Below are 13,970 nucleotides of genomic sequence, written 5' to 3'. Positions count from 1 at the left end.
CCTCATGAGCAGGTCCGCGATCCTCTCCCACCTCGCCGATCTGGAGCCGAAGTACACCTCCTTCATCCTCAACTGCCCGCCCAACCGCAACGGCCTGCTGGACACCAACGTCGTCAACCGGCTCGCCGAGGTCGGCGCAGCCTGGAGCCCGAACACCTCCCGGCCGCCGCTCCCCGCCCAGCTACTGCGCGCCGAGCACCCCGTCACGCCGGTCAGCGCGTACGCCACCGGCTTCCACACTGGCGAGGGACCGCTCCACGCCATCGACGGACTCAGCGACGTCCGCTACGAAACCTGCTGGTCGACCTGGAGCCTGCCGCTGCCACAGTCCATCACCATCGACCTGGGCGGCGTGTGGAGCAACGTCTCCACCCTGGAGTACCTGCCCAAGCAGTGGAACCGCACCGACGCGACCGACGGCGACATCACCTCGTACACCATCCTGACCAGCACCGACGGTGTCACCTTCATCCAGGTCGCCACCGGCACCTGGGCCGGCAACCGCAAGACCAAGCTGGTCGAGTGGCCCAATAGGAACGTGGGCTTCGTACGGATCCAGGTCGACGCGGCCACCGGCGACTACGCCAACATCAGCGGCGTCAGGATCGGCGGCCGGTCGGCCAAGCCCACGCTGGTGACCACCACACTCCCCGGTGACGGCACCGTCTACCGGCTGGTCGCCCGGCACAGCGGCAAGATCACCGACGTGGAGGGCGCGCGCACCGCCAACGGCACCAACGTCCATCAGTGGCCATGGCTCAACCAGGCGAACCAGAAGTGGACCTTCACCAGCACCGGCGACGGCTACTACACGATCAAGGGTGCGGGCAGCGGCAAGCTTCTGGAGGTCGCGGGCCTCTCCCGCGAGGACGGCGGCAACGTCGGCATCTGGGCAGACGCCAGCGCCCCCCAACAGAACTGGGCCGTCACGCCCACCGGTGACGGACACTACTTCCTCATCAACCGCTACAGCGGGCTTTGCCTCGGCGTCGACGAGGGAAGCACCGCCGACGGAGCCAACATCGAACAGCAGCCATACGCGTCACAGACGTGGCAGCAATGGCGGATCATCCCGTCCTGACCTGCCCTCCGCCCCTCCCCTCCGCTACGGCCTGCTGGACGCGAACGGCCACAAAACACCGCTCGGAACCACCAGAAGCCAGGCGACCGTGCTCCACGAGCCCCACGCGGACGCCTACAACCACACCGGCCAGCCCCACACCATCAGGCCACGGACGACGACGGAGTTGCGTGCGAGACGAACCCTCCTGCCACCGCCCCCCTGACCATGTGTCACATCGACCTTTCCGTCCAGCAAACCGAGGGAGCCGTGGGCTCCGGGCACATGCTCGGCGGCGACTGGCACCTTCCGGCCACCGGATGGCACAAGACCTCGCCTTGACCTCCCCACCCACACCGGACCGGCCCGTGTCACGCGGCTCCCGCTCCGCCAACCCGCCGAGACAGCATGTCCGTTTTCCAGCGAGGCCGCCGCGCCCTCATTCGTCCCGCCGAATGGGACAGCCTCGGCGGGTCCGCCGGACCGGCAGGTCACCGTGTGGGAGCCGGTGACCGACCTGGCAACCTGCGCCCTGTTCGATGAGCAAGTCCCCGTGCTGCGCCGGACCTTCGACCGGCAGACGCCCGCCGATAGAGCCGCTCCGCCTGCCCCCGATACCGGGGACGGAGTACCGGCTCCGCACAAACGACAGCCTGGTGGGCACCGGCGCGGTGCGGTTCTGTGGAGGGGATACGGGGGCGGCGATGGCCCGGACCCAACTGCGTCACCGTCTTCCGCCCTTGGCCAGACCGGCGTCGGTCAACCACGGCTCGCGGTCCGGGGATAACGCCCAGCAACTGCTGGTCGGATCATTCGAGAGGGGCCCAGCGGTCCGGCAGCACTCCCCTGGCCCTGTAGCTCTCCGCGACGTCCGCGGCGTGGCCCCCGATCCCGGCTCGGGAAGCGGCCCCGGCGGCCGGTGTCAAGGACCGCCGGGGCTCTGCTGCCGCCCGGGCACTCGGGGGGATCGGACTCCGGGCGGCAGTTCAGGGGGCGCCGCCCATAATCACGGTCCGTAATCAGTTACCTCAAGGTAACCAATGAGGCAGTGTGACACACACCACATCTACGTGGAATTACCGCGGAAAGATTCACGGACTGTCGACCCCGCGACCGGGACAGATCCCCCTATTCACCGCAGCCCCCACAAGGAGCGCACATTCTCCACTCACCTTCCATCAGTTCAGCACGAAGCTACCCATCGGCCTTTTACATCGCATCACCTGTCCCCTGATATAACGAGGTGTCTCAATGCGCTCGGGGGAATCCGGCGTGAGAGTGAAAGAAAGAACGACCAATGTCTATAGCTGGACATCCACTCCGCAGAACCATTCTCACCGGGGGGTTGGCGGTCACCGCTGCCGTCCTCTCCGGCTGTTCCTCGAAGACGGAGGCAAAGGAAACAGGCAAGGCGGCAAACGCAGCGGCAACGGCCGCCCCGCCGGCTGCGGGGGCCCGCCCGTCCTCCCCGTGGGGTGCATTCTCACGGCTGATGGACGGCAACAAGCGCTGGCAGGAGGGCGACCTCAAGCATCCAGACCGGGACCCCGGGCGGCGGGAGTTCGTGGCCGCGGAGCAGGATCCTTTCGGAGTGATCCTCTCGTGCATCGATTCCCGGGTGCCGCCGGAGCTGCTCTTCGACACCGGACTCGGCGATCTGTTCGTCATGCGCACCGGCGGCCAGGTCATCGACTCGGTGGTCACCGGTTCCGTCGAGTATGGGCCCATGACCTCCGGAACTCCCCTGATCGTCGTCCTCGGCCACCAGCGCTGTGGCGCCGTCAAGGCGTCGTACGAGGCCATGCGCGACGGAAAGAAGCTCCCCGGCAACCTCCAGTCGATCGCCGACGCGCTGCGCCCGGCGTACAAGGAGACCGTCAAGGAAAAGCATGACGACCCGGTGGATGCCATGACCCGAATCCACGTCAAGCAGACCTCTGCCGCCCTACGGTCCAACAGGGATCTCGGCCCGCTCGTGAAGAAGGGGTCCCTGGCGGTGGTCAGCGCCTATTACTCGCTCGACTCCGGTCGTGTGGAAGTGCTCACCGGAGCGCCTTCCGCGTGACCTGATGTTCGTTCGACCGACTCCGCCGGGGCATTCGCACCACGTCGAAAGTTCGGCGGAGTCGGTTGATCCGGAATTTCTTCACCACCGCGCTCCCGGATATGCAATACATCCACGAGTGAGACGTCGAGCTCACGGATCACCATCACGTGTGTCTTCCCTGCCCGCTCGGAGACCACGCTCACGCAGCGCCACCATCGAGCGCTCCGTGACCTCCGCCACCGAACCCAGCGCGGAGATCCCGACCACGAGACTCCGCAGTCGGTAGTACTCGGTGATCGGCGAGGTATCACGGTCGAACACCTCAAGCCGCTTGCGAACCGTTTCCTCGGTGTCGTCCTGTCGCTGGTACAGGTCGCCGCCGCACTCGTCACACAGCCCGGGCTCATGCGGCGCGTTGTACGTCACATGGAAGACGTGGCTGCTGTCGTCCCGGCAGACCCGCCGGCCGGCGATGCGCGTGACGGCCTCCTCCTGCGGCAGAACCAGTTCCAGGACCACGTCGAGCGAGTTGCCGTTGCCCTCCAGCAGTTGGTCGAGCGATTCGGCCTGGAAGACATTGCGTGGACAGCCGTCCAGCAGGAAGCCGTCGACGGCGTCCGGCTGTTTCATCCGCAATCTCGCCATGCCGATCGTGATCTCGTCTGGTACCAACTGCCCGGCTCGCATGTACGCCTGCGCCTGCGTGCCTAGTTCCGTACCCTGACGGATGTTCTCCCGGAACAGGTCTCCCGTGGAGATGTGCGGAGTGGAAAGGTTCTTGGCCAGGTACGCGGCTTGTATACCCTTCCCTGCCCCGGGCAGCCCGACCAGCACGACGCGCATCAGCGGAGAACTCCTTCATGGCTGTGCGGCAGTTGGCCATGATCAGGCATGCGCGGCCCTGATCTCGTCGGTGAGCTGCGGGACGACGTCGAAGAGGTCGCCGACGACGCCGTAGTCGACGAGGTCGAAGATCGGGGCCTCGGCGTCCTTGTTGATCGCCACGATCGTCTTCGAGGTCTGCATGCCTGCGCGGTGCTGGATCGCGCCGGAGATGCCGTTGGCGATGTACAGCTGCGGCGAGACGGACTTGCCGGTCTGGTCGACCTGGTTGGTGTGCGGGTACCAGCCGGCGTCCACCGCGGCACGCGAGGCACCGACCGCCGCGCCGAGGGAGTCGGCGAGGGCCTCGATGATCGCGAAGCTCTCCGCGCCGTTGACGCCACGGCCACCGGAGACCACGATCGCGGCCTCGGTCAGCTCCGGACGGCCCGTCGGAGATGACACAAGTGCCGATGGGCTGCCCTGACGCGACGAGAGGGAGGAACACCCAGGCGTTCTTGCCCGAGGAAGACGTCATGTAGCTGAGGTCCGGATAGAGCCGTACGAACGCGGGCTCGGACTCCACGAAGAGCGGGACGCGTCGGCGGAGTACGTCGGCGACCGTCGTGTTCGATTCCAGGGAAATGCCGTCGAGATGGCGGGCCAGGAAGTCCTGTGCGTATCCGACGGACCCGACGACGCGCAGTCGTCGGCCCTCGATCGCCTCGAGGACGAGCCCGTCGGCCCCGAACGGCGGCAGCACGTGGTCGGCGGTCGCCCGTACGACGTCCTTGGCCGTGAGCGCTTCGGCCAGAGCGGAGGTCAAATCCCCCATGCGGGCGGTGCGCTCGACCGCGATCCGTTCCGCAGCCGAGAGCAGGGGCGCTTGCGCCGGATCGCCGACGCCCGTGGCAATTCGACTGGCTCGCTCGTCCGCGGCCGGTTCCTGAGGGCGCGAGCTGCCGGAGAACCGCCCGACGCGCTGCGCGGCCCAGGACCCCACCGCGTCCAGGAAGGAACATTGAGCGGGGTCCGGCTCGCCGCCCTCCGCCGTGAACAGCGAGAGCGCGCCCAGCGGTCCGTCACCTCCCGGCAGCGGAAGGGCGATCATGCCGGTGGCCCCGATACCGGCCCGGTCGCCTGCCGTCCAGTGAGTCTCCGCATCGTGCAGGGCACGCGCCGGAGGCCGGTCGTCACCCTCCGAAAGGCTCACCCAGGCATGTGTGATGGTGTCGGGCAGCCCACTGGCGGTGACCAGGCGGAGCTCGTCGGAGCCGGCGACCTTACGGCGAACGTGCACGAAGCCGCCGAGCGCTCCGAGGGCGGCCGTCGCCTGCTGCAACGCCAGCCGCAGCACGTCGGGTTCGGGCAGATCGTCCCCTTGCGCATCCAGCAGCCGCAGTCGCACTCCCCCCGGAGCCACGGGTGCGCTGACGTTCTCGTGCTCTGCGCGCTCTGCCATCGCACCGCCTGCCCACGACCGGGTATTTCGGGGGCTTCACCAACCGGAGCCGTCACACGATGATAGTCCATATGGGAAATACAAGGGCAGAGCTATACAAGACGGATAACTCGGCTTCCCTTCACACAGCAGAATCACGCACGCGTTCCGCTCCTACCGCCGCCACGGGCGTACCTGGAATGCCAGGCACAGAGCGGCGCAGAGCAGGGCCCCCAGCATGGTGGCCGCCATCGGCAGGGCGCTGGCGGTGCCGAACGCGCCGACAAGCGGTGAGGCGAGTGCACCGAACAGGAACTGCGTCCCGCCGAGCAGGGCGGACGCGGCACCGGACGCCTCTCGTCCGAGCGACTGCCCTGAACTCATCGCGGCCGGGAAGATGCCACCGATACCGAAGACGGCGAAGAACAGGGTGACCCAGGTGCCGGCCAGACCGCCGCCGACCGTGACGAGGAGGAGCACCTGGACCAGTACGGCGGCCGAGGCGATCACGACCGAGGCGGTCAGCAGCGTGTCCACCTTCAAGCGGCGCGCCAGTACGCCGAAGGCCGCACCGGCGAGCAGCATGCCGCAGGCGTTCGTCGCGAAGATCAGGCTGTACAGTCCGGCCGAGGTGCCGTACACCTCCTGGAAGACGAAGCTGGAGCCGGCGATGCACGCGAAGAGCGCGGCGCTGGCGAATCCCAGGGTGAGCGCGTAGCCCAGGAAGGCGCGGTGGCCGAGCAGCCCGCCCATGGCGCGGAAGGTGCCGGTCACGCCGCCCTGGTGGCGCCGCTCCGGCAGGAGCGACTCGGGAACCCCGCGTAGGACGGCAAGGAAGAGCAGCGCCCCGAAGAGCGCGAGTGCGACGAAGACGGCCCGCCAGCTTCCGGCCGACAGAACGGCCCCGCCGATCACCGGTGCCACGACGGGCGCGGCGCCCAGCACCATCGTCAGCAGGGAGAAGTAACGGGGCAGTTCGGGGCCGTGGAACCGGTCGGTGAGCACCGCCCTCGCCAGCACCATGCCCGCGGCGCCGGCGACACCCTGAAGGAAGCGGGCGGCGGTCAGCACCTCGGCCGTGGGCGCGGCGGCGCAGGCCACGGACAGCACGGCGAACAGCGCGGTTCCGGGAATCAGGAGACGGCGGCGGCCGAGGCGGTCACTCAGCGGGCCGATGAGCAGCTGGCCGATGACCAGACCGGCCAGGAACGAGGTCATGGTCAGCTGCACGGCCGAGTCGCTCGCGCGCAGCGTGCGGCCCATCTCCGGAAAGCCGGGAACGTACATGTCGGTGGCAAGCGGGGCCACCGCGGTCAGCGCACCGAGCAGCGCGATCAGCACACCGGTCCGCCGGGGCGGCGCGGCGGGGGTCGGGGCCTGGGACACCGATTCGGAACTCCTGGTGGTTACCATGGATCAACACAGTAAATGGTTTGTCTACTGGTTAACAATTGGCGGAAACAATGACTTCCCCCTCGGCTCCCGTCGACTTCCGCGCGATGTGGACCGCCGCGCGCCCTGATCTCGACACCTCCCCCATGGACATCGTGGGCCCCATCAAGCGCATCGAGGCCATGCTGACCACCGCCCTGGAGCCGTTGTACGAGGGCGCCCCGCTGACCGCACCGGAGCTCGACGCCCTCGTACAACTCCGGCATGCCCAGAGTCCGGTGATCGCCCGTCGGCTCGCCGAAACCCTGCGATGTTCCCGCGCCGCCGTCAGCAAGACGCTGGCCAAGCTGGAGAAGCGCGGCTTCGTCGAACGCCGTCCGAGCCCTGCCGACCGGCGCGCCGCACTGGTCACCGTCACACCGGCGGGATGCGACGCGATCGACACGATGTTCCCCCGGCAGCTGGCGACGGAGGCCGAGTTGCTCGACAGCCTCGGTGCGGAGCGCGAGCGGGTGGTGGAGGCGCTGAACCTGCTGGAGAAGGCCCTTCAGCAGCGGGTGGCGAGGCAACGGGCCTGACCCCAGCGGCCGGCGGGCCTCGACGCGTCGAAGTCGCGCGTCACCCTGGCCCTGGTCAACCCGACCTCCTGCTCGTGGGCCCCGGCACCTGCCGCGCCAGGGCCACGGCAGCGGGCGCCCGACCTCGGCCTCGACGGCGATCAGCGCCTCCTGGTGCCAGCCCGCCCGCTCGAGCCGTCCTCGTGCAGCTCCTTTCGCTTCCCCAAGTCGTGGAGCCTGCCGCCACATGCGCAGAGCGCGGCCGGAGAGAGAGTGGTCACATTCGGGCCGGCGGAGGGCTACGGGGATTGCGGAAGATCGACCGAAAACATAGCTTGACCCGGCGAAAAGAAGGCCCTTGCCCTGCAAGGAATCGCAGCGGGACGCCGCAGCGCAGTGACAGCTCGCGTGCCGCACACTCCGACCCGCGCCCCCGGCTCCTCACGCACCCAGGTTCCTGCATGCCCAGACGCACCCTCGCCCCTGTCCTCCTCCTGCTCGGCTCGCTCGCCCTGACGGCCGCCTGCTCCACCGGCTCGACACCGGCGGACTCCGCGCCGTCCCCGGACGGCCCGTCCCGGACACGAGGGAACGACACCGGCAGCCAAGTCGATCTGACCAAGCTCAAGGGCGTCAACATCGTCAACGACAGCAGCACCGACCCCTCGTGCCCCTGGGCCACGAGCTACCCGGACGTCCCCGGCGCCGACAGGATGACGACCGCGATGAAGAAGGACGTGGAGGGACGCCTCGCGGTCTTCCTCGGCACGGACATCGGCGGCCCGCCGAGCTGCGGCGGCTCGGCCGGGACAGACGGCCCGGAGGGCCCCGAGCTGAACGTCAGCTTCTCGTTCCTCGTGGCCTCCGGCGACGTACTGGGCGTCCGGCTGGGGACGGTCGACCGTACGTCGAACGCGGACGGCCTGGCCACCAGGGCGTACTGGTACGACGGTGCCGCCAAGAAGTACCGGCCCTCCCCCGGCTTCATCGCGGACGGCTCCTGGGACGCCTTCGTCTCGGCCCTGAAGAAGCGCCTGGAGAAACGGGAGGGGGTCACCCCCGACACCGTCGAGGCCCTCGACGACCAGGAGAGCCGCGACGCCTACCTGGACGACATGGCCTTCACCACCGACGGCGATCTCAAGGTGGACTTCGACCGAGGCACGGTCGGCCTCCCCCCGGCCGGCCGCATCTCCGTCACCCTCCCCAGGGCGACCGTCACCCCATGGCTGTCCGACTTCGGCAGCCGCGCCCAGCGGCAGACCACCAACCCGGACGACAAGCTCGACCTCGGTGCCGCCCACACACCCGCCCCGCCCGTCGCCGCCCAGCCGGACCCAGGGGAAGACACCACGGACTGCTCCAAGGCCAAGTGCATCGCCCTGACCTTCGACGACGGCCCCGCCGCCCCCGAGACGGGAACGCTGCTCAAGCACCTCGCCCAGTACAAGGCGCGAGCCACCTTCTTCGTCGTCGGCCAGAACGTCGCCACCCACCCCGACATCGTCCGCGCCGAGATGAAGTCCGGCCACGAGATAGCCAACCACTCCTGGAACCACCCGGTCCTCACCAACCTCACCCCCGCCCAGGTCCGCTCCCAGCTGCAGCGCACCAACGCGGCGATCAAGGCCGCCACGGGCAAGGAACCCACGCTGTTCCGCCCGCCGTACGGCGCGATCGACGGCAAGGTCCGGGCGGCCACCAGCCTCTCCCCCGTCCTGTGGGACGTGGACACCCTGGACTGGAAGTCCCACGACCCCGCCAAGGTCGCCCAGACTGTCATCTCCCAGGCCGAACCCAACGACGTCGTCCTGATCCACGACATCCACCCCACCTCGGTCGCCGCCGTTCCCGAGATCCTGCGCACCCTCACCGCGCGCGGCTACCATTTCGTCACGGTCAGCCACCTGCGCGCGACTCTCTGAGCGCCGGCGGGCACGGCACGGTGAGGTGGACGGCCCTACCGCTGCTGCTTGCGGTCGCGATGCGCGGACACGTGGACCCGGGTGGCGCACAGGCGTGAGCAGTAGGTGCGGCGGCCGTTGCGGGAGACGTCGACGAAGACGGCGCGGCAGCCTGGTGCCGAGCACCGCCCGAGACGGCAGGGATCGGTCTCGGTGAGGACCAAGGCGAGCCCGGCCGCGGTAACGGCCCGCACGCGCGTGACGACGTCGGCGTTCTCGTCGGCGTAGTGCAGGTGGGGCGGCTGGCCGTCGTGGGTGGACACGTAGGGGCGGGCCGCCGCATCGGTCAGCAGGCGGTTGACGGCATCGACCTGCTCGGGCGTGGTGGGGGCCGCGAACGCCTCCCACAGGCGCGGGCGCCAGGCCAGCAGCTGCTGGAGCTGCTCGCCGGTCAGACGGGGGCGCGCCACCCGGTGCTCGGCCAGCAGCGTCTCGACCGTCGCGGTGTCGCACCGGTCGTCCAGGTTGGCCAGGGTGGCCGCCAGCAGGGCCGCGTTGCCGCCGTAAGCGTTGAAATGCATTCACTCATTGCATCACGCTCACGGCGTGACTTCATGCCTCTTCCTCACCTTGTCGAAGCACTCGACCTCCCTGGGCTGGGTGCGCTACCAGCGCTGCGCCTGCGGCCGCCCCCGTGTGCTGCTGGCCGGGGATGTCCTCAAGGACGGCCCTGCGCCGCCCCGCGGACCGTCACCTCAAGAGCCGGTGACGGTGGCGGTCGGACGGGCAGCCGGTGGCGGTGAGCCGGCGTGCCAGGGCTGAGCTGGGCCCAGCTGGGCTCCTTCGTCGCGCTGTGCCTGGTCCTGGCGGCGACTCCGGGTGCCAATCTCACGGTCGTGCTCGGCTGCGCGCGACAGGGCGGTCAGCGTGCCGCGGTCGCCGCCACGGTCGGCTTGACGCTCGGCAAAGTCTTCTGGGCGGCAGGCTCCGTCCTCGGGCTCGCCACGCTGCTGGCGACCTCGCGCGTGGCCTACGACACACTCCGCCTCGCGGGCGCGGCATACCTGATCTGGCTGGGCGTGCAGGCCCTACGCTCGGCCCGGCGCAGGCCAGCGGTTCAGCCGCCCGACGGTCTCGTCCCCGGGCTGTCCGCGCTCGGCGGGTTCCGCCGCGGTCTGATCGGCGACCTGCTCAACCCCAAGGTGGGGATCTTCTACACCACCGTCTTCCCTCAGTTCATCGGACCGGACGATGCGATCGTCCCGGCGGCCGCTACCCTGCTCGCCGCTCACACCGCGGTGCTCATGACGTGGTATCCGGGAATGAGTTATCTGCTGACCCGGGTGGGCCGCCGACTCGCGAGCCCCGGACTCTCGGCAGTGCTCGACGGGGTCATGGGTTCCGCACTCATCGGGCTCGGCATCCGACTGGCGATCGTTCCGCTCTGAAATGCCCAGCCCCCATGCCTGGCTTCCCGCCCAGGCCAACGATCAGAGCCCCGGTCAAGCACGACCTTCAAACAGACAGCGGGGGCGAAGGCGTGCAGTCCTTCCGCTGTCGGTTTGATCGGGCGGTCACGTAGATGGCGTCACCTGGAGGCTGTGCCCGAGGCGGGACGGCGCAGCCGCCGGGCACCTCACGGGTGCCCGGCTCCTGGCCTCGAGTGCGGGGTCCGCCCCACCGCGAACGAAGGCGGCCGGACGATCACAGCCCGACGTCGGCCAGCCACTGGCTCGTGGTCCGAGGGGTGACGTCCAGCAGCTTCTGGGCGGAGGTCTCCGGTGCGATCGAGCGGCCAGGCATGGCACTCATCGCCCGGTAGGCCCCCGCGATATCGGCAGCCGCGGCCTCCCCGATCAGGGGCGCGACCGAGGTACGGAACTCCTCAGGAGTGATCGGCTCGAAGACCACGCCCCGGCCCAGCCTGGCGCCGAACGCCTCGGCCAGATCCGGCCCCGTGATCGCCGGGTACTGTCCGACAGAGACCACACCGGTGACGTCCGGGCGCTCGAACAGGGCGACGGCGGCGTCGGCGATGTCGAGGTGGGACGCCCAGGAGACGGGGAAGTCGGCCCGGATCGGGTAAGGCAGAACACCGCGCTCACGGACCGAGTCCATGACGTAGGGCATGAGCAGGTTCTCCAGGTACAGCTCGGGCGCGATCACCGCATGGGACACTCCGCTGTCGGCCAGGCCGGCAGCCAGCGTCGCGGCGGCACCGCCGATGGCGCCATCGATCGGGAAGCCGCTGGTGGAGAACACGACGCGGGCCGGCCGGGCCGCACGGACGGCAGTGAGGATATTGCCCGCGAAGATCTGGCGGTCTTCTTCTGCGGTGACCGGCAGGTGGACGAACACTCCTTCGGCACCACGGTAGGCGTCGGTCAGATCAGCGGCCGAGGAGTAGGCGGCGGCCACCACGCGTGCGCCGCCCACGACGGCGTCGGCGTTGCGGGTAACAGCGGTCACGGACCTTCCCGCCGCAGCGAGAGCGGAGACGACAGGGGCACCTTGGGCGCCGGTGGCGCCATGGATCACGTAGGTCATGGATTCATTAGTGCATACGGTGCACCAGTTACATCAACTGCACTAATGGGCTACTCTCGAAAAGTGACCAATCCCTGCCTTCCTGAGTGCGGTGTCGCCCGGTTCCTCACGCTGCTCAACGGCCCCTGGGCCACCCTCATCGTGCGCGAACTCTTGAAGGGCCCCCACCGCTTCACCGCACTGCGCGAGGCCCTGCCCGGCATCAGCCCACACACCCTGACCAGCCGACTGCGCCAGTTCGAGGCCCACGGCATCGTCACCCGCACCACCTACGCGGAGATCCCCCCACGCGTCGAGTACCGCCTCACCCCGCTCGGCGAGGGACTGCGCGACGTCCTTGAGGCCATGGCCACCTGGGCTCAGGCGGTCCCCGAACCCGAGCCCGATGTCACGGTGTGACCCACGAGCCGCAGGGGCATCGCCAGATGAAGGGGACTCAGCCTTGCGGGAACCGGAACCACGGGCGCGCCGGCCTTCAGCGCCGAGTCCGCAAGTTGGGATGCGGGCCCACGACAAGGAGCATTTCCAGCCCACGTGCGCCGAAGCGGACCTTCTCGATGCGCCTGCCCTGCGGTTCCAGTGCCGCTTCGCGTGATAGACGTCGGCAATGCAGACCCGCCCCTCGACGAATGACGTGCAAGGCACCCGACACAGCCCTACGCACATCCGCGCCACCTGGGACGGAGGCCCCGACGACGGCGTACTTCCGAAAGCCCCGCTCACCAGGACGTCTCATGCTAGGTCCTGTCGTTTGCCTCCGGGACCGGCACCCGTGCCCGAACGCTTCCCTCTACGGTGGGGCCCACAGTGCAAGTTCCAACCGTCGATGTCGGCGCCCGGGCTCAGCAGGCGGCAGAAAAAGCGGACGGGCCGGCGTACACCGGACTTACAGATGTTGGCAGGCTCACCGGGCCATGAACAGCCCGCGCTCGGGACCTCCGTGCGCCCAGCACACCGCACCGGCCCTGGGCCAGGCTGCGCCGCGGACCACGGTCGGCCACAGCCCCGCCGGGTCCAACGGCGCCTGGGCGGTCGCGTGCACGCGGTCCGCGGTCCGCGGTCCGCGCAGCCTCATAGGATCAGGCAGTGCCGCAGGCGCCCCAAAGGCATTGAACTTTGCAGGAGCGATGGCTACGTCCTGGTTGGCCGCGAAGAGTTCCCTTGCACTCGGGTGCTCGAGAGAGGAGAACTCGAGTGCAAGGGAGCTCACGGCGGACACTGAAACCCACCTACTCAGAAGCCCCGCCGGGCCGCACCCGCGGGGCCTCTCGTCGCACACCGCTCTCACACGCCTATCACCGACTGCGTCGACTCCCCCGGATCAGAATGCCCTGACCTGGTATTACGCGCTCGTCTTGGACTGGCCTGGACGCCCACGGACGGTCTCTACAACCTGTGCCAGGTGGGACCGTCAGCTCGGAGCGGGCGGCTAAGACGTCGTCTCATTTGGCGATTCTGCGGTAGCAGATGAGGCTGCAGGCGATGGCGGTGAAGGCCAGGAAGTGTTCGGCCTTGCGTTCGTAGCGGCGGTGCAGGCGGCGGCAGCCGGCCAGCCAGGACATCGTGCGCTCGATGGTCCAGCGGTGCCGGCCGAGCCGGGTGGAGGACTCGATGCCCTTGCGGGCGATGCGGTGCCGGATGCCGCGCTTGCGTAGCCATCGGCGCAGGTGGTCGTAGTCGTAGCCCTTGTCCGCGTGCAGCTTGGCGGGCCGTCGTCTGCGTGGGCCGCGGCGGGATCGGATCGGCGGGATGCCGCGCACGAGCGGCTCGAGTGCCTGGCTGTCGTGCAGGTTAGGGCCAGAGATGCCGATGGAGAGGGGTAAACCGGTCCGCTCGGTGATCAAGTGGATCTTCGAGCCCTTCTTGCCCCGGTCTACAGGATTCGGACCTGTCAGGTCCCCCCTTTCAGGGCCCGCATGTTCACCGAGTCGATCGCGCAACGCGACCAGTCCAGGTCGCCGCGCGAACCCAGCTCGTCGAGGATGACGCGGTGCAGCTTGGCCCAGACCCGGGCGGCGGTCCACTCGGTGAAGCGCCGGTGCGCGGTCGGCCCCGACGGACCGAAGACCGGCGGCAACTGCCGCCAAGTGCAGCCCGTCGTGGCTAGTGGGCGGCCATCCGGCCGTTGTTGCCGGTGCCGGCCTGGCTTCAGGGGCGGGGCGGACGGCCCGAGGGCTACTGCCACCGCCAACTGCTGGAC

12 protein-coding genes and 1 pseudogene are annotated in these 13,970 nt (G+C 69.1%); 7 read left to right on the top strand and 6 right to left on the bottom strand.

What is annotated here, in order from left to right; translation table 11 throughout:
* The coding region (locus ABT063_RS50930) for an RICIN domain-containing protein (protein ID WP_351069005.1) at positions 1-1,081 on the top strand (1,081 nt) is incomplete at its 5' end.
* 1,471 nt (positions 1,082-2,552) lie between these two features.
* Positions 2,553-3,125 carry a carbonic anhydrase gene (locus ABT063_RS50925; protein ID WP_351069002.1) on the top strand — a complete coding sequence of 191 codons (573 nt, stop codon included), beginning with the start codon at positions 2,553-2,555 and terminating at the stop codon, positions 3,123-3,125.
* A gap of 132 nt (positions 3,126-3,257) precedes the next feature.
* Here the strand turns inward: ABT063_RS50925 and ABT063_RS50920 are convergent, their stop codons facing one another.
* The 3 genes and pseudogenes from ABT063_RS50920 to ABT063_RS50910 form a co-directional block, all read right to left on the bottom strand.
* Positions 3,258-3,950: an adenylate kinase gene (locus tag ABT063_RS50920; RefSeq protein ID WP_351068999.1), complete on the bottom strand. Its 693-nt coding sequence runs from the start codon at positions 3,948-3,950 to the stop codon at positions 3,258-3,260.
* Positions 3,951-3,992: 42 nt separating this feature from the next.
* Positions 3,993-4,382: pseudogene (locus ABT063_RS50915) on the bottom strand (electron transfer flavoprotein subunit alpha/FixB family protein); the annotation flags it as partial.
* Between the two features lie 1,162 nt (positions 4,383-5,544).
* Positions 5,545-6,756: a multidrug effflux MFS transporter gene (locus tag ABT063_RS50910; protein WP_351068996.1), complete on the bottom strand. Its 1,212-nt coding sequence runs from the start codon at positions 6,754-6,756 to the stop codon at positions 5,545-5,547.
* Between the two features lie 77 nt (positions 6,757-6,833).
* On the opposite strand from ABT063_RS50910, the gene ABT063_RS50905 reads away from it, so the two are divergent.
* Both ABT063_RS50905 and ABT063_RS50900 read left to right on the top strand, forming a co-directional pair.
* On the top strand, positions 6,834-7,340 hold the full coding sequence (locus tag ABT063_RS50905; RefSeq protein WP_351068994.1) for a MarR family winged helix-turn-helix transcriptional regulator: 507 nt from the start codon (positions 6,834-6,836) through the stop codon (positions 7,338-7,340).
* Positions 7,341-7,780: 440 nt separating this feature from the next.
* Positions 7,781-9,244, top strand: coding sequence for a polysaccharide deacetylase family protein (locus ABT063_RS50900; RefSeq protein WP_351068991.1), 1,464 nt, complete (start codon positions 7,781-7,783; stop codon positions 9,242-9,244).
* A gap of 35 nt (positions 9,245-9,279) precedes the next feature.
* Here ABT063_RS50900 and ABT063_RS50895 read toward each other — a convergent pair whose 3' ends face one another.
* Positions 9,280-9,804 (bottom strand): CGNR zinc finger domain-containing protein, encoded by a 525-nt coding sequence (locus tag ABT063_RS50895; RefSeq protein ID WP_351068988.1) that lies wholly within the window; start codon positions 9,802-9,804, stop codon positions 9,280-9,282.
* 25 nt (positions 9,805-9,829) lie between these two features.
* Here ABT063_RS50895 and ABT063_RS50890 point away from each other — a divergent pair, with 25 nt between their 5' ends.
* Both ABT063_RS50890 and ABT063_RS50885 read left to right on the top strand, forming a co-directional pair.
* On the top strand, positions 9,830-10,045 hold the full coding sequence (locus ABT063_RS50890) for a hypothetical protein (RefSeq protein WP_351068987.1): 216 nt from the start codon (positions 9,830-9,832) through the stop codon (positions 10,043-10,045).
* Positions 10,033-10,671 (top strand): LysE family translocator, encoded by a 639-nt coding sequence (locus ABT063_RS50885; protein WP_351068985.1) that lies wholly within the window; start codon positions 10,033-10,035, stop codon positions 10,669-10,671. Before ABT063_RS50890 ends, ABT063_RS50885 begins: the two co-directional genes overlap by 13 nt.
* Before the next feature lie 256 nt (positions 10,672-10,927).
* On the opposite strand, the gene ABT063_RS50880 is transcribed toward ABT063_RS50885, so the two are convergent.
* Complete coding sequence (locus tag ABT063_RS50880) at positions 10,928-11,770, bottom strand: SDR family oxidoreductase (protein WP_351068982.1); 843 nt, start codon at positions 11,768-11,770, stop codon at positions 10,928-10,930.
* Positions 11,771-11,833: 63 nt separating this feature from the next.
* On the opposite strand from ABT063_RS50880, the gene ABT063_RS50875 reads away from it, so the two are divergent.
* Complete coding sequence (locus ABT063_RS50875) at positions 11,834-12,169, top strand: winged helix-turn-helix transcriptional regulator (RefSeq protein WP_351068979.1); 336 nt, start codon at positions 11,834-11,836, stop codon at positions 12,167-12,169.
* Between the two features lie 1,043 nt (positions 12,170-13,212).
* On the opposite strand, the gene ABT063_RS50870 is transcribed toward ABT063_RS50875, so the two are convergent.
* Positions 13,213-13,961, bottom strand: a protein-coding gene (locus ABT063_RS50870; RefSeq protein WP_502991044.1) for an IS5 family transposase whose coding sequence is annotated in 2 segments (ribosomal slippage) — positions 13,213-13,664 and positions 13,664-13,961 — 750 coding nt in all. Because the reading frame shifts where the segments join, the coding sequence is not laid out codon by codon here.
* Positions 13,962-13,970 lie beyond the last annotated feature (9 nt).

Origin of the sequence: Streptomyces sp. NPDC002838, assembly GCF_040295365.1 — a bacterium.
Lineage (GTDB): Bacteria > Actinomycetota > Actinomycetes > Streptomycetales > Streptomycetaceae > Streptomyces.
The sequence above is the reverse complement of the archived record's forward strand: the minus strand, read 5'-3'. Positions and strand labels throughout refer to the sequence as shown.